The following is a 22,303-nucleotide window of genomic DNA, read 5'->3' as shown; positions in this document are numbered from 1 at the left end:
ATGACGAACGCAACCTACACGGCGGCGCCCGTCGCCGAGAACGCGACGCGTATTCGCGACGACGCCGAAGCGCTCGGCATCGCGCGCGAATTCGCCGCACGAATCGCGCCGGGTGCATCCGAGCGCGACCGATTGCGGCGGCTGCCCTACGACGAAATCGACGACTACTCGTCGAGCGGACTGTGGGGAATCGCAGTGCCGCGAGAGTACGGCGGCGCAGCGGTTTCATATTCGACGCTCGCGGAAACCATCGCGATCGTGGCCGAAGCCGATCCCGCGCTCGGACAGATTCCGCAGAACCATTTCTTCATGCTCGACGTGCTGCGTGTGAACGGAAACGCCGAACAGAAGGCGTTTTTCTTCGAACGCGCGCTGGAAGGCGATCGCTTCGGGAACGCGTTGTCGGAGACGGGCACGAAGACCGTTGCGGACTACAAGACCACGATTCGCGCGCAGGGCAGCGCGTTTCGTATCGACGGCCGCAAGTTCTACTCCACGGGCGCGCTGTTCGCGCAGTGGATTCCGACCGTCTGCCGCGCCGAGGACGACACCCTGCACGTCGCGTTCATTCCAGCGGACCGCGAGGGCTTGAGCGTGATCGACGACTGGTCGGGCTTCGGCCAGCGCACGACAGGCAGCGGCTCAACCGTGCTTGACGGCGTGACCGTGCCGGCGTCGGCAGTATTGCCGTATGGATCGGCGTTCAAGGACCGGGCCACCACGGTCGGACCGATCGGTCAGTTGATCCACGCAGCCGTCGATCTCGGCATCGCGCGCGCCGCGTTCGCCGATGCCCGCGCGTTCGTCACGCAGCGTTCGCGGCCGTGGATCGATTCGAACGTCGCGCGTGCCGCAGACGATCCGCTGACGCTGGAGATCTACGGCAAGCTCGCGTTGCATCTTCACGCAGCGGAAGCGCTTGTGGATCGCGCGGGGCGTGCCGTCGATCGTGCGGTCGCGCGTTCGGACGCGAACACCGTCGCGGCAGCGTCGATTGCGGTGGCCGAAGCGCGCGCGGCCACGACCGAGATTGCGCTGTCCGCGTCGTCACGGCTGATCGAACTGGCGGGCACGCAGGCGACGCTTGCCGAACACAATCTCGACCGCCACTGGCGCAATGCGCGCACGCATACGCTGCACGATCCGGTGCGATGGAAGTACATCGCGGTGGGCGACTATTACCTCAACGACACGTTGCCGCCACGTCATGGCGCGCTTTGAAAAGGGACCGCACCATGCTTAAACCGATCCGGCGAGTCATCGCCATGACGTTGCTCGCCGCCGCGATTCAGGCCCACGCGGGCGGATTGCCGGGTGCGCCCGCGCCGTTCGATAAAGGCGGCGTGAAGATTGCGCTGGTCAACTATCTTTCGACCGGCGACTTCTTCCAGGCCTACGAGGCCGGCGCGCAGAAGCAGGCCAAGGCGCTCGGCATCGATCTTCGCATTTACGAGGGACGTCAGGACGCAACGCAGCAGCGCGATCAGATTCAGCAGGCCATCAATCTGGGCGTCGCGGCGATCATCGTCAATCACGGCCTGCCCGAATCGCTGAAAGATGTCGTGCAAACCGCGCTCGACAAGGGCATCAAAGTGGTCGCATTCGATGTCGATCTCGCTAACCCGAAGGTCCCGCAGATCGAGCAGAGCGATCACGATCTCGCGACGCTGCTGTTGAATCAGGCGGTGAAGGATAACGGCGACGCGTTCTTGGCGGCGTATGTCTACGTCGCGGGCTTTGCGCCGCTCGACCGGCGCGACGCGGTGTGGCAAGCGTTCAAGCGCGACCATCCGAAGGTCAAGGAATCGGCGCGCTTCGGCACCGTCGATAACCCGATTGCGCAGTCGGTCGCGAATCAGGCGGCGGCGGCTTATCGAGCGCATCCGGACGTGCGCGTGGTTTTCGCCCCCTACGACGAGTTCGCGCGCGGCGCGAAGCTGGCGGCTGAAGAAGCGGGGAACGCTTCGAAATTGCGTATCTACAGCGCGGACATTTCCACCGCCGATATCGAGGCGATCCGCGCGCCCGATAGTCCGTGGGTCGCGACGGCGGCGACGAATCCAGCGGTGGTGGGCGCGGTGTCGGTGCGGGCGGCGGCGTTGCTGGTGGCGAACCAGGACCCGGGGCACCGGATCGAGATCAAGCCGGCTCTGATTACTCGCGACGATCTTGTTAAGAACAATATTCGCACGGTGGCGGAGCTTGGGCAGAAGTTCAAGGCGTTCAATCAGGTTGACGTGGTGCAGGCTAGTTGGATTTCTGCTGGACTTGAGTAGGGCGCTGGCGCTTGGGGTGGGGTGGGGTGGGGTTGGGGTGGGGTTTGCGGGCGCTTGTTGGGAACTTGCAGGGCTTTTGCTTGCTGGCGCTCGTTTGCTTTTGTTTGCACGCGCTTCTTGTGAACTTGCTTTCGTGTCGGTTTATTAGCACGCCGCTATGCGCGGCAGCAGTCACTTTCTTTGCTGCTGCAAAGAAAGTAACCAAAGAAAGCAGCTTGTCCGTCTAAGTGTCCACCACGAACCGTAACCCGGAGTGGTGCGCAAGCTGATTCGGCCATCGCACAACAAGACAGAGTGGAGCCGCTCATCCATCCCGGCAGGCACGAAGTGCCTGCCGGAAAGGCATAACCAAACAATCCAAACCAACCAAACCAAACCAAACCAAACCGATCCGATCCGATCCGACCCGATCCGACCCGACCCGATCCGAACCGAACCGACCGCTGGTTGTTAGATATGCCCGTCGTCCGAGCGCAGCGAGGACGGAACTAACAGATGCTGTGCCAATACTAACGAATGCGAGTTGCCATAGTCAGCTTGCGTGCCTATCCGCAAGGCTATTCGAGGTGGACACTTAGGAGGATAAGCTGCTTTCTTTGGTTACTTTCTTTGCAGCAGCAAAGAAAGTGACTGCCGCCGCGCATAGCGGCGTGCTAATAAACCTACATGAAAGCAAGTTCCCAGAAGGCGCCCGAGCATCAGACGGTTTACCCCGCCCACGCTCAAGCCGCCCCACGGCGCCGAACCCCGTGCTGCTTTCTTTGGTTACTTTCTTTGCAGCAGCAAAGAAAGTGACTGCTGCCGCGCATAGCGGCGTGCTAATAGACCTACACGAAAGCAGGTTCCCAGAAAGCGCTAAACAACCAAAGCAACAACCAAACCCCAAGCCGCCCAACGGCGCCCAATCCCGTGCTGCTTTCTTTGGTTACTTTCTTTGCTGCTAGCCAAAGAAAGTGACCGCTGCCGCGTATAGCGGCAAGCTAATAAACCTACACGAAGCAAGTTCCAAGAAAGCTCGACGCGACCGGGCGGCATAACCATGCCAAGCTCAAGCCACGCGCAAAGCGCACTACACCCGCGTCCATTCCTCCTACCGAACCCCGTGCCCCGCACGCCACCCGTGCCCCGCACGCCACCCGTGCCCCGCACGCCACCCGCGCTGCTGCGCCGCGCCATCAAAAACACTTCCCAACCCGTTCGACTATGTTTATTATTGTCCGAGAATGTTTGATTATGTTCGGTTTTTAGGCGCGCACCACGACACCCACGACACGTCATTAAACGCTGTTCCTTATCGGAGAGAGACAAAATGAAGAAGACCCTCGTATCGCTCGCGGCTTGCTCACTGCTGGCACTCGCGTCGAGCGCTCAGGCGGCCGACAAGCCGCTGAAATCGGTCGGCGTGACCGTCGGCGACCTGGCGAATCCGTTCTTCGTCGCGATCGGCCAGAGCGCGACCAACGAGGCGCACAAGATCAATCCGAACGCGAAAGTGACGGTTGTATCGGCGAAGTACGACCTGAACACGCAGGTCGGCCAGATCGAGAATTTCATCGCGAACAAGGTGGACGTGATCATCCTCGGCGCGGCCGATTCGAAAGGCATCGCGCCCGCCGTGAAGAAGGCGCAGAAGGCCGGGATCATCGTGGTCGCGGTGGACGTGGCGGCCGAGGGCGCGGACGCCACCGTCATGTCCGACAACACGATGGCCGGCGCGCAGTCCTGCAAGTACATCGCCGAACAATTGGGCGGCAAGGGCAACGTGGTGATCGTGAACGGGCCGCCGGTGTCGTCCATCATCGACCGCGTCACCGGCTGCAAGTCCGAGTTCGCCAAGAACCCCGGCATCAAGATTCTCTCCGACAACCAGAACGCCGGCGGCAGCCGCGACGGCGGGCTGACCAGCATGTCGAACCTGCTCACGGCATTCCCGAAGATCGACGCGGTGTTCGGTATCAACGATCCGACCGCGATCGGCGCAGAACTCGCGATTCGTCAGGCGAAGCGCACGGACGTGAAGCTGATCGGCGGTGTCGATGGCGCGCCGGACGGCGAGAAGGAGCTGAAAAATCCGAAGGCGCTGTTCGCCGTCACGCCCGCGCAGGACCCGCACCGCATGGCGACCGAAGGCGTGGAAATCGCTTACGGATTGCTCAACGGCAAGCCGCCCGCGCAAAAGGTGAAGCTGCTCGAAACGCCGCCGATCACGCGCGCGAACGTCGCGACGTATCAGGGCTGGGTGCGTAACTAGGCCGCTATGTAAGCAGGCTGCTAGCCAAGTACGGTCATACCCACAAGCGCACGGCGGCCCGCCGTCGTGCGCGCGCTCCTGGAAAAGTCATGGCGAGTGCGATTCTGCAAATGGTCGGCATCGACAAGTCGTTCGGTGCGACGCGTGCGTTGTCCGGAATGAGCCTCAACGTCCATCGCGGCGAAATTCATGCGCTGATGGGCGAGAACGGCGCGGGCAAAAGCACGCTGATGAAAATTTTGTCGGGCGTGTATTCGCCGGATCGCGGGGAAATCCGCATCGACGGCATGCCGGTGCGTCTGCGCGATCCCGCGTCCAGCCGCGCGGCCGGCATCAATCTGATTTATCAGGAACTCGCTATCGCGCCGAACCTGTCGGTGGCCGAAAACGTTTTCATGGGCAGCGAGCCGCGCACGCGTTTCGGTTTCGTCGACCACGCGCTGATGCGACGCGAAACCAGTGAAGTGTTGCGCCAGCTCGGCGCGGGTTTTCGCGCGACGGATCGCGCGGGACGCCTGTCGATTGCGGAGCAGCAGCAGGTCGAGATAGCGCGCGCGCTGATCCACAAGGGACGCGTGCTCATCATGGACGAGCCGACGGCCGCGCTCTCCGACCGCGAAACCGAGCATCTCTTTACCGTCGTGCGGCGTTTGCGCGATGAAGGTCTGGCGATCATCTACATCAGTCATCGGATGGCCGAAGTTCACGCGCTCGCGGACCGCGTGACGGTGCTTCGCGACGGCACGTATGTCGGCGAACTGTCGCACGACACGCTGGATTCCGGCCGCGTCGTGCAGATGATGGTCGGCCGTTCGCTCGCCGATTTTTATCAGCACAAGCGCGAAGCAGGACTCGCGCGCGAACCGGTCCTCGAAGTGCGCGATCTCTCGGGCGAGAAAATTCGGCCCGCTTCGTTTTCGGTTGGGCGCGGCGAAATTCTCGGCTTTGCGGGACTGGTCGGCGCGGGGCGCACGGAACTCGCGCGCCTTCTGTTCGGCGCGGACCCGAAAGCGTCGGGCACGATCCTGCTCGAAGGCAAGACGGTGCAGACGCCGAATCCGCGCGCGGCGATCGCGCTCGGGATCGGCTATGTGCCGGAAGACCGCAAAGGGCTCGGGCTTTTTCTGCAACTGTCGGTGCTGACGAACGCGACGCTGAACGTGGCGGGCCGCAACAGCCGTCTCGGCATGGTGAATCACGGCGCGCTCAAAACCATCGCGGGGAAGTCGGTCAAGCAACTGAACGTGAAGGTGGCGAACCCGGACGTGATCGTCGGGCGGCTGTCGGGCGGCAACCAGCAGAAAGTGCTGCTCGCGCGCTGGCTTGAGATCAAGCCGAAAGTGCTGATACTCGATGAACCCACGCGCGGCGTCGACATCGGCGCGAAGAGCGAGATTTACCACATCATCAACGCGCTCGCGGAATCGGGCGTCGGCGTGATCGTGATTTCGAGCGAACTGCCGGAAGTGGTCGGCCTCTGCGACCGCGTGCTCGTGATGCGCGAAGGCGCGATCACGGGCGAACTGAGCGGCGCGGATATCACCCAGGAAAACATCATGCATTTCGCCACCGACACAGATGCCGTCGAAGCAAAGGACAAAGTCAACCATGGCTGAAACTAAAGTGCAGACGCGCGCCGATTCCGAACCGGCGGCGCCCGGGCCGAAAAAGAAGAGCCTCATTGCCGATCTGCTATTGCAGCGGCTCGGCATGTTGCCCGTGCTGATCGTGCTTTACATCGTGTTTTACGGGCTGACGGTGTATTACAGCGCGGACGGGTCGTCGAATTTCGCGACCGCCGACAACACGATGAACATCTTGCGCCAGGTCGCGATCAACCTCGTGCTCGCGGCCGGCATGACCTTCGTGATCCTCACGGCGGGCATCGATTTGTCGGTCGGCTCCATGCTCGCGGTGTCCGCCGTGCTCGGCATGCAGGTCTCGCTGATGGGCCACATGGCCGGCTGGTCGATCCCCATGTTCGTCGCGTCGGGTCTCCTGATGGGCGCGTTCAATGGCGCGATGGTCGCGTTCCTGAACATCAACGCGTTCGTCGTCACGCTCGGCACGATGACGGCGTTTCGCGGCGCGGCATACCTGCTCGCCGATGGCACGACGGTATTGAACAACGACATTCCTAGCTTCGAATGGATCGGCAATAGCGACTTCCTGCATGTGCCGTGGCTGATCTGGATCGCGGTCGGCGTCGTGCTGGTGTCGTGGGTCATTCTCAAGAAAACCGTGCTGGGACTGCATATTTATTCGGTCGGCGGCAGTCCGCAGGCGGCGCGGCTGACGGGTATCCGCGTGAGCCTCGTCTTGCTTTTCGTCTATTCGATCAGCGGACTTTTCGCGGGACTGGCGGGCGCGATGTCGGCGAGCCGTCTGTACGGCGCGAACGGCAACTGGGGCAGCGGCTATGAGCTTGACGCCATCGCGGCGGTCGTGCTCGGCGGCACGAGCCTGATGGGCGGCGTCGGTACGATCTGGGGAACGGTCGTGGGCGCGCTGATTATCGGCGTGATGAATAACGGGCTGACCATCCTCGGGCTTTCTTCGTTCTGGCAATACGTCGCGAAGGGCGCGGTGATCGTGCTCGCGGTGATCCTCGACAAATGGCGTCAGAAAGGGTCGATGAACTGATATGAGCGCACTCGACCAATCCGCTTTCGTGATCGGCGTGGATTTCGGCACGGATTCGTGCCGCACGCTGATCGTCGACGCGATGACCGGCACTCAGGTGGCAAGCGCGGTGGAGTTCTATCCACGCTGGAAAGCGGGCCTTTATTGCCAGCCGGATCGCAATGCGTTCCGTCAACATCCGCAGGACTACATCGACGCATTGACGCGCGCCACGCGCACAGCGCTCGCAAGCGCGCCGGACGAGGTGCGCCGAAACGTGCGCGGTCTTTCCATCGATACGACCGGTTCGACCTCGGTGGCGGTGGATCGCGACGGCACGCCGCTCGCATTGACCGAGCCGTTCCGCGAGAATCCGAACGCGATGTTCGTGCTATGGAAAGATCACACGGCCGTGCGCGAGGCCGATGAAATCAACGCGCTCGCACACGGGTGGGCCGGCACGGATTTCACGCGCTACGTGGGCGGCACGTATTCCGCCGAATGGTTCTGGGCGAACATGCTGCACGTCCTTCGCGTCGATCCAGTCGTGCGCGAAAGCGTCCATAGCTGGGTCGAACATTGCGACTGGATGCCTGCGCTCTTGACCGGCACGACCGCGCCCGGCGTGATGAAACGCAGCCGTTGCGCGGCGGGCCACAAGGCGATGTGGCACGAATCGTTCGACGGCCTGCCGAGCGAGGACTTTCTGGTGCGGCTCGATCCGCTGCTGGCAGGCATGCGCGAGCGGCTGTATCGCGAAACCTATACGGCCGATAACGCCGCTGGCACGCTCACGCCCGAGTGGGCGGAAGCGTTGGGTTTGAGTACCGACGTGGTGGTCGGCGTGGGCGCGTTCGACGCGCACATGGGCGCGGTCGGCGCGGGCATCCGGCCGTACTCGCTCGTCAAGGTGATGGGCACGTCCACCTGCGACATTTTGATGGCGCCCGCTGCCGATGTGGACGGCCGCGTCGTGAACGGCATCTGCGGACAGGTGGAAGGCTCGGTGATCGACGGGATGACGGGCATGGAAGCCGGACAGTCCGCTTTCGGCGATGTCTACGCGTGGTTTCGTCAATTGCTCGCGTGGCCGCTTGCGTTGCTCGGCGACACGCCCGACGCCGAGCGCCAGCGCGACGAGATCATGCATCGGATTCTTCCGGAACTGGAGCGGCAGGCCGCGCTCGAAAGTCCATCGGAAACCGGCATGGTCGCGGTGGACTGGCTGAACGGACGCCGCACGCCGTTCGCCGATCAAACGCTGCGCGGCGCGCTATTTGGCCTCACGCTCGGCAGCGACGCACCGAAAATCTATCGCACGCTGATCGAGGCGACCGCGTTCGGCGCGCGCGCGATCGTCGAACGATTTCGCGAGGAAGGCATCCGGATCGACGAGGTGATTGCGGTCGGCGGCGTGGCGAAGAAGTCACCACTGAACATGCAGATCGTCGCGAACGTGTTCGGTCTCGACATTCGCGTGGCGCAGTCCGATCAGGCCGTGGCCCTCGGCGCGGCGATGTTCGCGGCGGTTGCGGCCGGCCTGCACGACAGCGTCGAAACGGCGCAGCGTCACATGGGTTCCGGCTTCGAAACGACGTACACGCCCGACCCCGAAGCGGTTGTCATCTACGACCGGCTCTATCGCCAGTATCGGGAATATGGTGCGCTGATCGAGCGCCTGGCGACCTCTGAAGCGCATCCCAGCACTCACTGACCGAACCATGTACACCGAACTGAAACGCGAAGCCTACGAAGCGAATCTGGAGATCCCGAAGCAGGGTCTCGCAATCTACACCTTCGGCAATGTCAGTGCGTTCGACGCGCAGGCGGGCGTCTTCGCGATCAAGCCGAGCGGCGTGCCTTACGAGTCGCTCGGCGTCGAATCGATGGTGATCGTCGATCTCGATGGGCGCGTCGTGGAAGGCGCGGGCCGCCCTTCGTCGGATACGCAGACGCACGCGGTGCTTTATCGCGCGTTCGGCGATATCGGCGGCATCTGTCACTCGCATTCGATGTACGCGGTCGCGTGGGCGCAGGCGTGCCGCGAGATTCCGGTGTTCGGCACGACGCACGCGGACCATCTCACATCGCCCATTCCCGTGACCGAGCCGATGAGCGACGCCGCGATCGAGCGCGATTACGAAGTCGAGACGGGCGTGCAGATCGTCGAGCGGCTGCGCGGGCTGGATCATCACGAGATCGAGATGATCGTGGTCGCGTGCCACGGTCCGTTCACGTGGGGCAAGACGGCGCAGAAGGCGGTCTACAACAGCCGCGTGCTGGAGGAAATCGCGCAGATGGCGTACCTCACGCGCGCCATCAACCCCAGCGCGCCGCCGATCAAGGACACGCTCATCGCAAAGCACTACCTGCGCAAACACGGCGCGGGCGCGTACTACGGACAGTCTTGACGCGGTTCGTTGCGCCCGTCGCGATTCCGGCGGTTTAGAATGCGCGGCGGCCGGTGAAATGCGGCCGAACCGGACGGCTTTTTCGAAGCAACGCGTCCGGGCAGACAGTCGAACGGAAATGCCATGCCAATGAAGAACCTGCCGGACGGCGCCCTTGCGGATCATCGGCGTGAATTGATTCTTGCGACGCTGTCGAGCGGCGGGCAGTGCCGCGTGAGCGATCTCGCGCGGCAGTTTTCGCTCTCGGAAATGACGGTGCGGCGCGATCTGCGAACGCTCGAAGAACAGGGCCTGCTCAAGCGCGTTCACGGCGGCGCGGTGCTGGTCGATCCGGAAGTCGAGTACCCGCTCCGTGCGCGCGAAGGACAGACGCAGAAGCAGCGCATCGGGCGGCATGCGGCCGGCCTGATCCGCGATGGCATGGCGATCTATCTGGATTCGGGTACGACGTCGATGGAACTCGCGCTCGCGATCAAGACGGGTTTGCCCGGCGTGAACCAGTTGTCGATCGCGACGCACGGTATCAACATCGCGATCGAATTGTCCGGGCATCCGGCGTTCAGCGTGCATTTGATCGGTGGCGAGCTTTATCACAATGGCTTGTCGACAGTCGGGCCGGTCGCGCTCGGGCAGATCGCGCAATCGCATTTCGACCTGTTTTTCATGGGCGCGCGCGGGATCGACGAGAGCGCGGGCTGGACCAACTCGAACCAGTTGGAAACACAACTTAAACACGCTGCCATCGCGCAGAGCCGGCAAGTTTGCGCCATCGTCGACAGCGCGAAATGGGGCCATCGCGGCTTTTCCGTGATCGTGCCGTTCGCGCGCGTGCCGGTGTGGGTCACCGACACCGACCTTCCCGACGCCGCGCGCGCCGCCGCTCGCGCGGCTGGCGTCGATGTGCAGATCGCCGCTTGAAATCCCGTTCACTTCGACCTGGTACGCTCCTGCCATGCTGCTGAAAAATACTGAATTCCGCGTTGCCGCCTTGCTGTTCGACATGGACGGCACGCTGCTCAATTCGCACGCGCCGATGGTCCGCGCGTACACGGACTGGGCGAACCGCTACGGTCTCGACACCGAACACGTGCTGCGCGAAACGCAGGGCCGCCGAACGATCGATTCGATGCGCGCGCTCGCGCCGCCGGGCGCGGATATCGAAGCTGACGCAGAAGCGCTGATGCAGCGCGAACGCGACGACACGGACGGCGTGATCGAAATTCCGGGCGCTGGCGCGTTTCTGCGCTCGCTGCCCCCGGACCGCTGGGCCGTCGTGACGTCCGCCGACCGCGTGCTTGCGCGGAACCGCATCAAGGCAGCCGGATTGCCGATGCCCGGGCTGCTCGTGAGCGCCGAGGACGTGCAGCGCGGCAAGCCCGCGCCCGATGGTTTCCTGCTCGGCGCGCGCGGGCTTTCGATCGCGCCGGAACGCTGTGTCGTGTTCGAGGACGCGCCTGCCGGCATCGCGGCGGGACTGGCGGCGGGTGCGCGGGTGATCGCGATTGCGTCGACGCTGACGGCGGGCAAGCTCGGCGAGCAGGTGTATCTCGACGATCTGCGCTCGATCACGGCCACGCTCGACGGCGACGACATCGTGCTGAAAGTGGCCTGAAGCGCCCGTCCGTAGCGCTTCCGATGGCGTCCGCGGGTGGAAATGCATACCATGAGCGCTTCCTGACACTTATGCGGCGTCTGCGGCGGGTCTTCGGCCCGACGCGCACGCCCGTTCAAAACGATGGCACAGAATCCGGCAGCGAGCGTGGTGGTGGTAGGCAGTATCAATATGGATCTCGTCGTGCGCGCGCCGCGTCTGCCGAAACCGGGCGAGACGCTCACGGGCCGGGGATTCAGCACGGTGCCGGGCGGCAAGGGTGGCAATCAGGCGGTCGCGGCGGCGCGCCTCGGCGCGAGCGTTGCGCTGGTGGGCTGTCTCGGCCGTGACGAGAACGGCACGCGGCTGCGCGCGGGGCTGGAAGCGGAAGGCATCGATTGCTCGGGTGTCGCGACGAGCGCGTCCACGACGAGCGGTATCGCGATGATCGTCGTGGACGACGCAAGCCAGAACGCCATCGTGATCGTCGCGGGCAGCAACGGCGAGGTGACGCCGGAATTCGTCGCGCAGAACGAAGCGCTGCTCGCGGCGGCGAAAATCGTCGTGTGCCAGATGGAAGTGCCGGCCGCCGCCGTGGAAGCGACGCTCTTCGCCGCGCGCCGTCTCGGCAAGCCGGTCGTGCTCAATCCCGCGCCCGTCACGGGGCCGTTGCCCGGCGCGTGGCTCGCTTCGATCGATTATCTCGTCGCCAACGAGATCGAGGCGGCGACGCTGGCGGGCATCGAAGTCGAGTCCATCGACGACGCCAAACGCGCCGCCGATCTGCTGCATCAGGCGGGCGTACGCCACGTTATCGTCACGCTGGGTTCGCGCGGCGTGCTCGCGCGCTTCGCCGAGGGCGACGGCGCGGCCGAATTTCTTCCCGCGCAGCGCGTCACGGCGGTCGATACCACGGCGGCGGGCGATACGTTTGTCGGTGGGTTCGCGGCGGCGCTCGCGGCGGGCCGCAGTCACAGCGAGGCGCTCGCGTTCGGGCAATCGGCCGCCGCGCTGTCGGTAACGCGCGCAGGCGCGCAGCCGTCGATTCCTTATTTGCACGAGCTTTCGGCGTGATCTTTTACGAGGCCGCCGAAACACGCGGCCTCGCTTCACGGTGCCGTTTTTTTGAGCAGCGTGTGTTTTGGGAGTATGCTGCTGCAACATTGATCCGCGAATAATGCGTTTGATCGATGAAACTTCGACTGTTCGGGTTTTCCCCGGCATTCAATAGCGGTATCGACTATCCCCGGTTTCAATCTACTGAACCTCGATCAGACTTGGGCGACGCATTCATCCATTGAGATGAAACACGTCGCATTGCCAAGTCGATAAACATAAAGACATGCAATCCACATCGCCCACTCTGAAAGAATTGCTCGTTCGCCACGAACAACTTGAGCAACAACTGGAAACCGCCCGTCAGCAGGAAGCCGATCGCGTACTGCGCGATATCGTGACGAAAATGCGGGAATATAAAATCTCGCTGCAGGAATTGATGGGTTCCAACGTGCCCGAACGCCCGAAGGCTTTGCCTTCCGCCAAATACCGCGATCCGGCGACCGGTGCGACATGGAGCGGCCGCGGTCGCGCGCCGCACTGGATCGCGGAAAAGAATCGCGACGAGTTTCTCGTTCAGCCTTCGCTGTTTCGGGCTTAAACGCGGCTTGGTTTAATTGCGGTGAACGCTTGTTCAAGCGTTCACTTTGCATAAGCGCGTCTGCGCTCCGCGTTTTCGTCGTTCATCGACTTATCTCAGCGAACGCTCGTTCGCGATCAATCCCCAAGTTGAACAGGCCGCGCGAGGCAAAGCGCGGTTTCTACGCCGCATAGCGTTCAGATGCGACGCGGTGACTCCGTTCCGCGATCGCTTTTGCGACTCGCTTGGCATGAGTGCCAAAGCGTCGTATCGGGAACATGACGGCATTTTGAAAGACACTCGCTTGGGCTCGCTTCTCTCCAAAACGAAAGGCCCTGACTCATCAAGCGTGCGGCTCTATTTACCGCCCCTAGCGCTAGCGGATGCCAAAGCTCGGTCAAGATTGACTAGCCGATTCGCAGCGTTCTTTTAGTGGATTTACTCAAGCAAGACCTGGACACATCTTTTTCATTTGCGGCTTAAATCTTTGTCTCCGTTCGTTCGCTAAGCCACTCTCGGCACATAGAACTGATGAAACAATCCGCACCACATGTTAGGCATGAGGACGCGGGACGAACGGAAAGCTAAGGAAGGACTAAGGAAATGAAACCAGGAAAGGCCAGGTAAGTTCAGGTAAGACTCAAGAAACTCGCTTAGGCAAACTCTTCCGTTCGCTGGGACCAAAGCTTGCCTTACGGCCGGTTGACGGAGAGCGCTTGACTCCTTTTAGACAGGATACCGCTGCCTAATAAGGATCCAAGAATTCCTTGTTTTCAAACACTCGGGACGCTGGCCTATATTCAAAACGCGCATGCGTGCTGCGAATTGATTAGCGCGAGCCGCCTCTTAGCTATCCACGTTCGCTCCAGCCTCACAGTACTCGCGGCCCTGATCGAGACGCCTTTTAACGGCGAAACAGAGAAGGTCCGTTATCGACGCTCGGCTTAGCAGAGACGACCCCGGCTTCCAGACTTGCAAGGAGAAAATTAAATGACGACTCCGGTGGGCACTAGCGACGGCGCAAGGTCGCCACAAGGAGGGCTCGCGTCCGGGGTTCGGACTAGCCGCTCGGGGGCAAGCGTTACCGAGGGATCGGCTAGCGCATCGAAGAAGGTTCCGGTTGGATTTGGCAAGGCGTTCATCGCCAGGCTGAATCGCGGCATGAGGCGGATGCTGCCGGATCGAATTTTGCTGGTGCTGTTGCATTGGAGAAGGGTCGGGCGATTTCCGAATCTCAAGAATCCTTCCACCTTCAATGAAATCGTTCTCCACCGCTGCTTGTATCCGGATCCGAAATGGACGGCTTTGACCGACAAGCTGCTGGTTCGGGACTATGTAAAAAGCAAAATCGGCGAGAAGCACTTGATTCCGTTGATTGCCGCTCCGGATGTCTTTACGCGCGAGGTGTTCGATGCGCTTCCGTCATCGTTCGTCATGAAGGCGAACCACGGGTGTGGCTTTGTCGAAGTTGTCTGGAACAAGGCGGATACGTCGTTCGAGCGGCTCAGTCAGCTTGCCGACGAATGGCTCTCCAAGGATTTCTATCGTGCGACGCGCGAACGGCATTACGAGCCGATCGAGCGCCGGATTTTCTTCGAGAAATTGTTGCTTGATCGAAGCGGAAAAATACCACCGGATTTCAAGTTGAACATCTTCGGACGAGGACCGGACGGCCCGCTTGTTTATACCGGCGTAATTTCGGACCGCTTTGGCTCACCACGGCACGATTTCTACGATCCGCAATGGAATCGCATGGACATTGAGCTGGGCGGTTATCCCTGTAGCCACGTCGCCGCGCCGCGCTTGCCGAACTGGGACGAAGTGGTCCGTATCGCTAGCCAGCTTGCCGATGGTCTGGGTTACGTTCGCGTGGATCTCTACGCGCCCGACGATGAAATCTTCTTTGGCGAATTGACGTTCACGCCGGGAGCCGGACTCGCGCGCATTTCACCAGAACGCTACGACCGTGAATGGGGGCAGCTCATCAAGCAGATGGACGACCGTTAAACCAACCGGCGTTCTCCGCCACTACGTTTGGCTAGGCCCCGTATTGTCAGTGCGGGCGCCGGGCTTCGTGCGCTCTCGCGCAGGGCTTTTCTAGTTGATCCATTTACGTCGATCGGGGCTGATCATGGTAACCAGGCCATCAGAGTCAGAGCGTCTTTCACTTGAAGAAGCGGCTAAAGATCCGCGCTTTAAAAAGGTCATTGATTGGATCGAAGTATTTCTATGCGCGCCTAACCCGGAAGTCGGACGGGCGGGCGACGTGTGTCCCTTTGCGCGCGCAGCGGTGTCGAAGCGATCCATCGATTTCTTTAAGAACACGTCCTTAAGCGCCGCCGCTTTGGCTAAAGAAATTGAAAGGCACTTAGAAGATTTTCGACAAGACGCTGCAAGCGGGGATATTTATAAGTCGCGGATTATCGTCCCGACCGAACTCGACAATGCGGCAGAGGCGGTGGAGATCGTGCAACGGCAACTTAAGCCGAAATTTGTCGAACAGCATTTCATGCTCGGCCAGTTTTTCCCGGATTGTCAGGAGCCGGGATTGTGGAGCAAGTCGTTTCGTCCGCTGCAGGCGCCGGTGCCGTTGCTTGCCATCCGAAATATGGTGCCAACGGACATCGCCTTTCTGTACGATGACGAAAACTTCGTCCGCGCCTATCTGCAACGGTTCGGCAGGCGTGGAGAAATTGCGCTTCGTCATTTCGAAACGACCAGGGAGACCCAAACATGACTGCTTCGAAAATCGAAAAACTGTCTGACGATGTCTACCGGAACAGCATCTATATCGACAAGCTGAACCTCGCGTTCTGCCAGTTCTTCGTGAAGTCGCCCAACGGCAGCTTCCTGTGCGTCGCGACCGGCATGAGGGCGGACTTCGCGCAATTGAAGGCGAATCTCGAAAGCGTCGATATCGACATTGCGTCCGTCAAGAGCGTGATCGCCCCGCACTTCGAAGCCGATGAGATGGGCGCGCTTCCCGACTTCGCGTCGAATAGTCCGGGGCTAGTTGCTTACGCGCATCCGATTTGCGCGCACGCGCTCGCGGATATTTTTTCGGTCAAAACGAAGATATTCAAGGATGAAGTGCCGGTGACGATAAACGGCGAAGTCATCGTGCCGATCTTCACGAAGCACGTCCATCAATGGGACTCGTTAGTGGTCTACGTGCCACGCTTAAAGGCGCTTTTTTCGTCGGACGTGTTCATGAGTTATGGCCCGGTCGAAGGATCGGGAAACGCGCTGGACGGCATGATTTCTTCGATCGAAAAATCCGGCTATCTGCCTTCGCTCGACTATCTTTACTCGGCGCTGAAGAAAATTCAGAAATACGAGATCGACCGGATCTTCCCGATGCACGGACCTTCGATCGACCACGATATCGCCGCGACGGTCAATGGCTTGACGGAATACAGCGAGGCTAACCGGTTCAAATCGCTGGCTGAATAAATTCAGAAGCCCCGCTAGAACTGATGCAGGACACCGACATACGCGCCCGTTTGCGATTCGCCGGCAAGCGGGCTGGTGCTCGAATCCGAGCCGCGCGGCGTCGCGAATAGCGAGAATGTGGCGTTCTGGCTGTTGCGCACATACGCGACAGTGCCGTACAGGAAGGTCCGCTTGCTGAGGTTGTAGGTGGTGCCGAGCGCGTACAGCATCGCGTGGCCGCTCGGGTCGTGCGTCGTGTCCGCGCCGCCGTCGCCGACCTTGATATAGAACCCCGCAGCGGTCAGCGCCCAGCGCGTGCTTGCCTGATAGGTCGCACCGAGCCAATAGTGGTCGGCGGTATCGGCGATGCCGGCCGGTGTGTCGGGCGCCGCATAGTGCGTGTACGCGCCCTGGAACGTGAACTTTTCGACCCGCACGTTCGCGCCGACGAAGAACTCGCGCGAACTCGTGAAGATGTTGCTGAAGCGGCCGTTGGAGTCGCGCAGTTCGTCGTAGATGCCGCGCACGTCGAAGAGCGGCGAATGATAGGACAGCATGATGCCGTCGGAGCGGCCGAAGTCGTCGGCCGGGCCGTTGTTGAAGCCGCCCGCCTGGTTGCCGAATGCGTACTGGCCTTGCACGTCGAAGCCGCCGATTACCGGGCTGTGATATTCGACGTTGTTGCTGGTTTGCTGCCAGTTCCGCCCGCGAACGAGCGACGCGGACGACACGGCCTGTTGCACGAAAGGATCGAATGCCCAGACGCCGTCGCTGTCGATGAAAAGATTGCGGCCCGCCTGAAGTTGTCCCCAGCGTTCGTCATTGACGCCGACGAACGCGCGGCGCGAGAACATCTTGCCGCCGCTCGTCGTGCCGTTCATGACCTGCAAGCCGGTTTCGAGATTGAAGAGTGCGGAGAGGCCGCCGCCAAGATCTTCGGTGCCTTTGAAGCCCAGCATGCTGGTGCCCCAGTCGCCGCCTTCGGCGCTCCATCGCGATGAACTCCCGCCATTCGCGTTCGCGATGTGATTCAGATATTCGACACCGCCATCGAGACGGCCGTATAGCGTGACGCTGGTTTGCGCATAGATCGCCGGACTCGCCGCCATGAGCCAGGCGGCCATTGTGATGCCGAGTTTCATCGCTTTCCCATCCGCAGTGGTTATGCACGCAGGTGTTCAGGCTTCGATGCCCTAATGCAATTCAATCACTTCCGGTAAGTCACGGACATGTCGCGGGACAAGACGGAATAACGAGTATTTCTTTCGCGCGACGGCGCTCTTTATTCACACAATTTCATTCTATTATCGATTAAAAGATTCTCGCAAGCGCAAAGAATTCATTGCGCAAAGAGGCGCGCGCCGAATGAAAGCTATTCGACATGTCACTGACCGGCCATTCGCAGGTTCGGCCGGATCGCGAAACGATCGAAGAAATCGTGAACGCTTTCGGTGCGATCTAGTGCGGCGCGTCAACCGCGCGTGACGTTGTTTCCGCGCTCAGCGCCGCCGCGACCGATGGCCGAAAGCCGACTCGCTCCATGAAAGTGGAAAGCGACGGCCAATTGCCGAGGTCGATCGAAAAGCCGCTCATCCACGTCAGCACCGTGTAGAGATAGGCGTCGGCCACGCTAAACGCTTCGCCGAGCAGGAAAGGCCGTTCGCGCAACGCATCGGCGATAAAATCGAGACGCTTGCAGAGTTTGTCCCGGAATAAGGCTTTGATTGAATCGGGAATGTCCGCGCTGAATAGCGGTGCGCTTCCGGCGTGAATTTCCGACGAAATGAAATTCAGCCATTCCTGTAAGCGCACGCGCTCCCACGTGCCGTTGATCGGCGCAAGGCCGGCTTCGGGTTTCAGATCGGCGAGATATTGAATGATGGCGGGTCCTTCGGTCAGAACCGAACCGTTATCCAGCAGAAGCGCGGCGACGTAGCCTTTGGGCGTGACATCGTAAAAACTGCGGTCATCGGCGGTTCGCTTGGTCCGATTATCGACACGGATTAATTCGAAAGACAGGCCGAGTTCGCGAAGCACGATGTGCGGTGCGAGTGAGCACGCATTCGGCGCGTAATAGAGTTTCATCAAGCTTTTCCTTGGGACGGCGTGATCGGTGAACGCGATTTTCAGCGCTTCCATCGCACAAGGGAAATTAGAATTTCAGCAATACGGCATCAGGCGCGTTAATACCCGAAGGCAGGTGATTTCTTTATCAGATCGAGAAATGCCTGCGCCGGTTTCGATTCGCTGCCCGCGCTGGAACACACGAGCCCGAATTCGCGATAGTGCGGACATTCAAGCGCAATTACGCGCATGCCTTGCCTGTCATCCGGCAGCGTCGATTCGGGCACCAGCGAAACGCCCATTCCATCGCGGATCAGCGCGAACGCGGTCGGCCAGTCCCGCACGGTGATGCGGATGTCGGTGAGCGCGAGACCCGCGTCTTCCATCAGCAGCCGGCCATGCGACCGGCAACCGCCCGTGGCGAGCACGAACGGTTCCTTCGCAAGTTCGGCCAGCCCGAGTTTCGCGGCGCGCGGCCGCTGCGCGAAGGGATGGCGTTCCGGCACGACCGCGACCCAGGCGTCGCGTCCGAGCATCATCGCGGAGCGCACCGGTGCGGGATTCAGCACAACGCCGATATCGACCGCGCCCGCCGCAAGCCATGCTTCGACTTCTTCGTCGGTGCCCTCGAGCGGAATGACATCGATCTCCGGATGAAGGCGCGCAAAGGAGCGCAGGAAGGCGGGCAGCAGCGACGCAAACACCGAGGGGAAGCTCGCCACCGCCAGCCGGCCGCGCAAGCTTTTGGATTGACCGGCGAGTTCGCGGATGCCTTCGAGTTCGCGCAGCATCGCGCGGGCGCGCGCCACGATCTGGCCGCCGATGGCGGTCGGCGTCGTTTCGCGGCGGTCGCGCACGAGCAACTGGAGGCCGAGCGTCTCCTCCATTTGCGCGATCGCCTGGCTTGCGCCGGACTGCGTGATGCCGCAACGTTCAGCGGCCTTCGAGACGCTGCTCAAGTCGGCGACGGCGACGAGCAGCCGCCAGTGCATGAGATTCATCACGTCGGAATACCGCGCTTGGCTTTCGTGGATCGGATGCCGATTTTACGACGCGACGCGTCCGCGTGCGAGCGGAGCGGGGCGCGTCACGGTACGATAGTCGAGACTTCCACTCACGACTCCTCCGACATGACACTTACCGTCAAACCCGCACCCACTGTGACCCTTGCAAACGGCGTCGAGATGCCGCAACTCGGCCTCGGCACCTGGCCGATGAACGATGCGCAATCGGCTGTCGCGGTCGCGAATGCGCTTGACGCGGGCTACCGTCTGATCGATACGGCCGAGAACTACAAGAACGAGCAGGGCGTGGGCGAGGGCATCCGCAAGTCGAGCGTGAGCCGCGCCGAGATCTTCGTGACGAGCAAATTCAACCGCGAGTGGCACAGTATCGAGGGCGCGCGCGAGGCTTGCGAGGCGAGTCTCAAGCGGCTCGGTTTCGACTATCTCGACCTGCTGCTCGTGCATTGGCCGAATCCGGATCAGGATCGTTATGTCGATGCGTTCCACGGCCTTCAGCGTCTGCTGGACGCCGGACTGGTGCGTGCTATCGGTGCGTCGAACTTCAAGCCGGCGCACTTGCAGCGGCTGTTCGACACGGGCATCGTGCCGCACGTCAACCAGATCCAGCTCGACCCGTATCACCTGCGCGGCGACATCGTTTCGATTCATCGCGCGAAGGGGATCGTGACCAATACGTGGAGCCCGCTCGGGCGCGGCAGCGACATGCTGAACGACCCGGCGATCGTTGAGATGGCCGCGCGCCACGGGCGCACGCCGACGCAGGTGGTGCTGCGCTGGCACACGCAGTCGGGATTCGTGCCGACGCCCAAGTCCGCCGATCCGGCTCGGCAGGCTGAGAATCTCGATGTTTTTGGGTTCACGCTGGGTGATGATGAGATGGACGCGTTGAATGGGCTGGATCGGCCGGATCCGGGGATGCTCGATGCGGATCGGTGTGGACATTGAGCCGGGGTGCTGACGGGCGTTCTTTGTCGTTAGCGATCCTTAAGAACTAGCTTTCGTGTCAGTCTATTAGCACTGCCCCTGTCGCGGGCAGGACTTACGTTCTGCAGTTTTACAATTCTTCATACTTCAACGACATACTCGGCGGATCAGCCAGACGCACAGGCTACGTTTGTAAGCAGCCTAAGTCGTACCAACCAATCGATTCGCCGGAAGTACAGCCGGCAATGATGAGCAGCCTGAAATACACGCTGCCTGCATCTCCGCCGGAAATGCATCTGGTACTCCGCAAGTAAATTAATAGGTGCCACGTGATATCCAGACCGCCCCTCCTGTTGAGTTCGCCCTGCCGATCGGTGGCCTGGTATGAAATGAAAGCAGTCTTCCTTTCCTTGCTTTTATCGGGCATAACCTTGCTCACGGCATGTGCACCGTTAAAGGTCGACCAGATGTGATCTTTGTTAAGCCGGACGATCTAATCGATGTATTCGGCGAAGTTGATCGATATGTCAATCCGCATGTATCTTCTCGGGAATTTTCTTACAGAAATACTAAAAAAATTAGGGAAACAGAGCGTATTTCAGTTTTATCGCTAATGGATGTCTTTTCAGATTCGGATTTTTCAAAAACAGAGAACGGAAATAAATGATATGGCCGTCGTTGCCGATAGGGGAGCGATTTTTGCCAATATCAGGAGCTACTCGTTTAGTCCGGTAGCAACGGTCATTGGCGGTTCGAGCCGTCCCGTAGTAACACCCCGCAAGCCGAGGCCACATACGGCATTCGGAACGGTTCTGGATTCACTCATCTGCGAACACCACATGGCGATCCATCTAGATCACGTCCGATCTCCCGAGATGCGCGGTCGTCGGCACGGGAGCAAGGGCAGCGTTTCAAGATTCGATGCGAGATCAAGAAAGGAAGCATATTAACGGCAGTAAATCGGTCGTGTTTATTACATCGACTGACGCGCTACTGGGCGACTGCACTCGGTGGGGACAGCCACTGCAGGCGCGTTGATGTGAGTACGCCTAGGTCGGAAAACTGGAAATAACGACTGGGCTGGTTGACTGAAAGGACTAATTCAGGCATCTCATCGGGCGAAATGAATGCGGTAACTCTAAAAGCGGCTCTGCCGATTGGGATTATCAACTGAAAATAGTTTATATATGTTTTTTAGGCAGCCTGCGCGTACCGAAAAAACTTCGGGATTCGGCTGTTCGTTCAATGCTGTCTTTTCGAGGAATAATACCGATGAAAGCCGTAACAACAGCTGCGGTGGTGACTGCCACAGTGGCAAGCAACGTGAGTTTTGCGCAACAAATTGATCCGGCGGAAATGCCGACAGCAATGTCGAGCAGCCTGAAATATGCCCAATCGGCCAACGCACCGATCGCGCCGCCTGTTTATCAGCGGTTGGACGAAGAGGTGAACCAAATCATACACCGACCGAAAACCCCTGTTGAATTCGTCAAGAATCTCAAGTTTATTTTTGATCACGACCTCCTGCTGAACGACGACTTTTATACCGAAGCCAGCTTGAGAGATGCGTTCAACCTGGAAGACACGGGTATCACCAGGACCGATGAAAAAAATGAGGATCGTCGAGTCTCCGTTATATCAAGTCATTTCTTATCGATATTCCCATGGGTGAAGATACCGGGCACGAATAATCTCGTGGCGAGCGCTCAACTGATTGCCGGAAAAACTATTTACAAATCCGGACTGACTACAGCCGGCATAAATTTTGGGTTGCGTGAAGGCGGGCCGGATTTCGATGAGATCACGCGGATATTCCGGGCAACGTTTGTCTATGTCCAAGCTATGCCGTCTCCGCACAGTAGAGTTATTCCCGCAACCGCGCCTCATGGAAATGAGCAATGGAAATACCAGCAGGCTGACGATAAAACAAAAAAACCATCACGATTCATTTTAATCCAGCTGGCGAGCTTTCCAATATCCTTGTTGAATTCGAAGAAAAATAAAAATAAAAAAGGCTGAAATAATGACTGTAACTCTTACGCAAGAAACGCTGAATAAATTAGCCGATGGG

General features: G+C 60.3%; 19 protein-coding genes. 16 read left to right on the top strand and 3 right to left on the bottom strand.

The genetic code is table 11. From position 1 onward, the window contains the following. From AC3D25_RS21980 to AC3D25_RS21915, 14 genes are all read left to right on the top strand, one after another. Complete coding sequence (locus AC3D25_RS21980) at positions 1-1,221, top strand: SfnB family sulfur acquisition oxidoreductase (RefSeq protein WP_488890590.1); 1,221 nt, start codon at positions 1-3, stop codon at positions 1,219-1,221. 14 nt (positions 1,222-1,235) lie between these two features. Next, a complete protein-coding gene (locus tag AC3D25_RS21975) occupies positions 1,236-2,276 on the top strand; it encodes a substrate-binding domain-containing protein (protein ID WP_488890589.1) in 1,041 nt (346 codons plus the stop codon). 1,309 nt (positions 2,277-3,585) lie between these two features. Then, entirely contained in the window at positions 3,586-4,527 is a 942-nt protein-coding gene (locus AC3D25_RS21970) for an ABC transporter substrate-binding protein (protein WP_488890588.1), read from the top strand. Between the two features lie 89 nt (positions 4,528-4,616). Further along, on the top strand, positions 4,617-6,143 hold the full coding sequence (locus tag AC3D25_RS21965) for a sugar ABC transporter ATP-binding protein (RefSeq protein ID WP_488890587.1): 1,527 nt from the start codon (positions 4,617-4,619) through the stop codon (positions 6,141-6,143). Further along, entirely contained in the window at positions 6,136-7,170 is a 1,035-nt protein-coding gene (locus AC3D25_RS21960; RefSeq protein WP_488890586.1) for an ABC transporter permease subunit, read from the top strand. The genes AC3D25_RS21965 and AC3D25_RS21960 overlap by 8 nt, the downstream gene beginning before the upstream one ends. A gap of 1 nt (position 7,171) precedes the next feature. Then, complete coding sequence (locus AC3D25_RS21955) at positions 7,172-8,863, top strand: ribulokinase (protein WP_488890585.1); 1,692 nt, start codon at positions 7,172-7,174, stop codon at positions 8,861-8,863. 7 nt (positions 8,864-8,870) lie between these two features. Further along, positions 8,871-9,560, top strand: coding sequence for an L-ribulose-5-phosphate 4-epimerase AraD (gene araD, locus AC3D25_RS21950; RefSeq protein WP_488890584.1), 690 nt, complete (start codon positions 8,871-8,873; stop codon positions 9,558-9,560). Positions 9,561-9,683: 123 nt separating this feature from the next. Continuing rightward, complete coding sequence (locus AC3D25_RS21945; RefSeq protein WP_488890583.1) at positions 9,684-10,478, top strand: DeoR/GlpR family DNA-binding transcription regulator; 795 nt, start codon at positions 9,684-9,686, stop codon at positions 10,476-10,478. Positions 10,479-10,512: 34 nt separating this feature from the next. After that, positions 10,513-11,172, top strand: a complete 660-nt coding sequence (locus AC3D25_RS21940; RefSeq protein WP_488890582.1) for an HAD-IA family hydrolase — start codon at positions 10,513-10,515, stop codon at positions 11,170-11,172. Positions 11,173-11,295: 123 nt separating this feature from the next. After that, on the top strand, positions 11,296-12,225 hold the full coding sequence (gene rbsK, locus AC3D25_RS21935; RefSeq protein ID WP_488890581.1) for a ribokinase: 930 nt from the start codon (positions 11,296-11,298) through the stop codon (positions 12,223-12,225). 268 nt (positions 12,226-12,493) lie between these two features. Further along, positions 12,494-12,808, top strand: a complete 315-nt coding sequence (locus AC3D25_RS21930) for an H-NS histone family protein (RefSeq protein ID WP_488890580.1) — start codon at positions 12,494-12,496, stop codon at positions 12,806-12,808. 969 nt (positions 12,809-13,777) lie between these two features. After that, the gene (locus AC3D25_RS21925; protein ID WP_488890579.1) at positions 13,778-14,794 is read left to right on the top strand and encodes an ATP-grasp fold amidoligase family protein; all 1,017 of its coding nucleotides are present in this window, start codon (positions 13,778-13,780) and stop codon (positions 14,792-14,794) included. A 94-nt stretch (positions 14,795-14,888) separates the two neighbouring features. Then, the gene (locus AC3D25_RS21920; RefSeq protein ID WP_488890578.1) at positions 14,889-15,524 is read left to right on the top strand and encodes a DUF6875 domain-containing protein; all 636 of its coding nucleotides are present in this window, start codon (positions 14,889-14,891) and stop codon (positions 15,522-15,524) included. Beyond that, complete coding sequence (locus tag AC3D25_RS21915; RefSeq protein WP_488890577.1) at positions 15,521-16,240, top strand: oxygen-binding di-iron domain-containing protein; 720 nt, start codon at positions 15,521-15,523, stop codon at positions 16,238-16,240. Before AC3D25_RS21920 ends, AC3D25_RS21915 begins: the two co-directional genes overlap by 4 nt. A gap of 14 nt (positions 16,241-16,254) precedes the next feature. Here the strand turns inward: AC3D25_RS21915 and AC3D25_RS21910 are convergent, their stop codons facing one another. The 3 genes from AC3D25_RS21910 to AC3D25_RS21900 form a co-directional block, all read right to left on the bottom strand. Then, on the bottom strand, positions 16,255-17,361 hold the full coding sequence (locus AC3D25_RS21910) for a porin (RefSeq protein WP_488890576.1): 1,107 nt from the start codon (positions 17,359-17,361) through the stop codon (positions 16,255-16,257). Positions 17,362-17,677: 316 nt separating this feature from the next. Beyond that, positions 17,678-18,304: a glutathione transferase GstA gene (gene gstA / locus AC3D25_RS21905; protein WP_488890575.1), complete on the bottom strand. Its 627-nt coding sequence runs from the start codon at positions 18,302-18,304 to the stop codon at positions 17,678-17,680. Between the two features lie 98 nt (positions 18,305-18,402). Further along, positions 18,403-19,284: a LysR family transcriptional regulator gene (locus tag AC3D25_RS21900; RefSeq protein WP_488891053.1), complete on the bottom strand. Its 882-nt coding sequence runs from the start codon at positions 19,282-19,284 to the stop codon at positions 18,403-18,405. Between the two features lie 129 nt (positions 19,285-19,413). Here AC3D25_RS21900 and AC3D25_RS21895 point away from each other — a divergent pair, with 129 nt between their 5' ends. Together AC3D25_RS21895 and AC3D25_RS21890 are read left to right on the top strand one after the other, a co-directional pair. Continuing rightward, positions 19,414-20,253, top strand: a complete 840-nt coding sequence (locus AC3D25_RS21895) for an aldo/keto reductase (RefSeq protein ID WP_488890574.1) — start codon at positions 19,414-19,416, stop codon at positions 20,251-20,253. Positions 20,254-21,504: 1,251 nt separating this feature from the next. Beyond that, on the top strand, positions 21,505-22,251 hold the full coding sequence (locus tag AC3D25_RS21890) for a hypothetical protein (protein WP_488890573.1): 747 nt from the start codon (positions 21,505-21,507) through the stop codon (positions 22,249-22,251). Positions 22,252-22,303 lie beyond the last annotated feature (52 nt).

It is taken from the genome of Caballeronia sp. SL1002 (genome assembly GCF_057814995.1).
The sequence above is the reverse complement of the archived record's forward strand: the minus strand, read 5'-3'. Positions and strand labels throughout refer to the sequence as shown.

What these genes read in the sequence shown, in the direction of transcription:
- AC3D25_RS21980 (WP_488890590.1), top strand. Translation starts at nt 1, where the DNA reads ATGACGAACGCAACCTACACGGCGGCGCCCGTCGCCGAGAACGCGACG.
- AC3D25_RS21975 (WP_488890589.1), top strand. Translation starts at nt 1,236, where the DNA reads ATGCTTAAACCGATCCGGCGAGTCATCGCCATGACGTTGCTCGCCGCC.
- AC3D25_RS21970 (WP_488890588.1), top strand. Translation starts at nt 3,586, where the DNA reads ATGAAGAAGACCCTCGTATCGCTCGCGGCTTGCTCACTGCTGGCACTC.
- AC3D25_RS21965 (WP_488890587.1), top strand. Translation starts at nt 4,617, where the DNA reads ATGGCGAGTGCGATTCTGCAAATGGTCGGCATCGACAAGTCGTTCGGT.
- AC3D25_RS21960 (WP_488890586.1), top strand. Translation starts at nt 6,136, where the DNA reads ATGGCTGAAACTAAAGTGCAGACGCGCGCCGATTCCGAACCGGCGGCG.
- AC3D25_RS21955 (WP_488890585.1), top strand. Translation starts at nt 7,172, where the DNA reads ATGAGCGCACTCGACCAATCCGCTTTCGTGATCGGCGTGGATTTCGGC.
- araD (WP_488890584.1), top strand. Translation starts at nt 8,871, where the DNA reads ATGTACACCGAACTGAAACGCGAAGCCTACGAAGCGAATCTGGAGATC.
- AC3D25_RS21945 (WP_488890583.1), top strand. Translation starts at nt 9,684, where the DNA reads ATGCCAATGAAGAACCTGCCGGACGGCGCCCTTGCGGATCATCGGCGT.
- AC3D25_RS21940 (WP_488890582.1), top strand. Translation starts at nt 10,513, where the DNA reads ATGCTGCTGAAAAATACTGAATTCCGCGTTGCCGCCTTGCTGTTCGAC.
- rbsK (WP_488890581.1), top strand. Translation starts at nt 11,296, where the DNA reads ATGGCACAGAATCCGGCAGCGAGCGTGGTGGTGGTAGGCAGTATCAAT.
- AC3D25_RS21930 (WP_488890580.1), top strand. Translation starts at nt 12,494, where the DNA reads ATGCAATCCACATCGCCCACTCTGAAAGAATTGCTCGTTCGCCACGAA.
- AC3D25_RS21925 (WP_488890579.1), top strand. Translation starts at nt 13,778, where the DNA reads ATGACGACTCCGGTGGGCACTAGCGACGGCGCAAGGTCGCCACAAGGA.
- AC3D25_RS21915 (WP_488890577.1), top strand. Translation starts at nt 15,521, where the DNA reads ATGACTGCTTCGAAAATCGAAAAACTGTCTGACGATGTCTACCGGAAC.
- AC3D25_RS21910 (WP_488890576.1), bottom strand. Translation starts at nt 17,361, where the DNA reads ATGAAACTCGGCATCACAATGGCCGCCTGGCTCATGGCGGCGAGTCCG.
- gstA (WP_488890575.1), bottom strand. Translation starts at nt 18,304, where the DNA reads ATGAAACTCTATTACGCGCCGAATGCGTGCTCACTCGCACCGCACATC.
- AC3D25_RS21900 (WP_488891053.1), bottom strand. Translation starts at nt 19,284, where the DNA reads ATGAATCTCATGCACTGGCGGCTGCTCGTCGCCGTCGCCGACTTGAGC.
- AC3D25_RS21895 (WP_488890574.1), top strand. Translation starts at nt 19,414, where the DNA reads ATGACACTTACCGTCAAACCCGCACCCACTGTGACCCTTGCAAACGGC.
- AC3D25_RS21890 (WP_488890573.1), top strand. Translation starts at nt 21,505, where the DNA reads ATGAAAGCCGTAACAACAGCTGCGGTGGTGACTGCCACAGTGGCAAGC.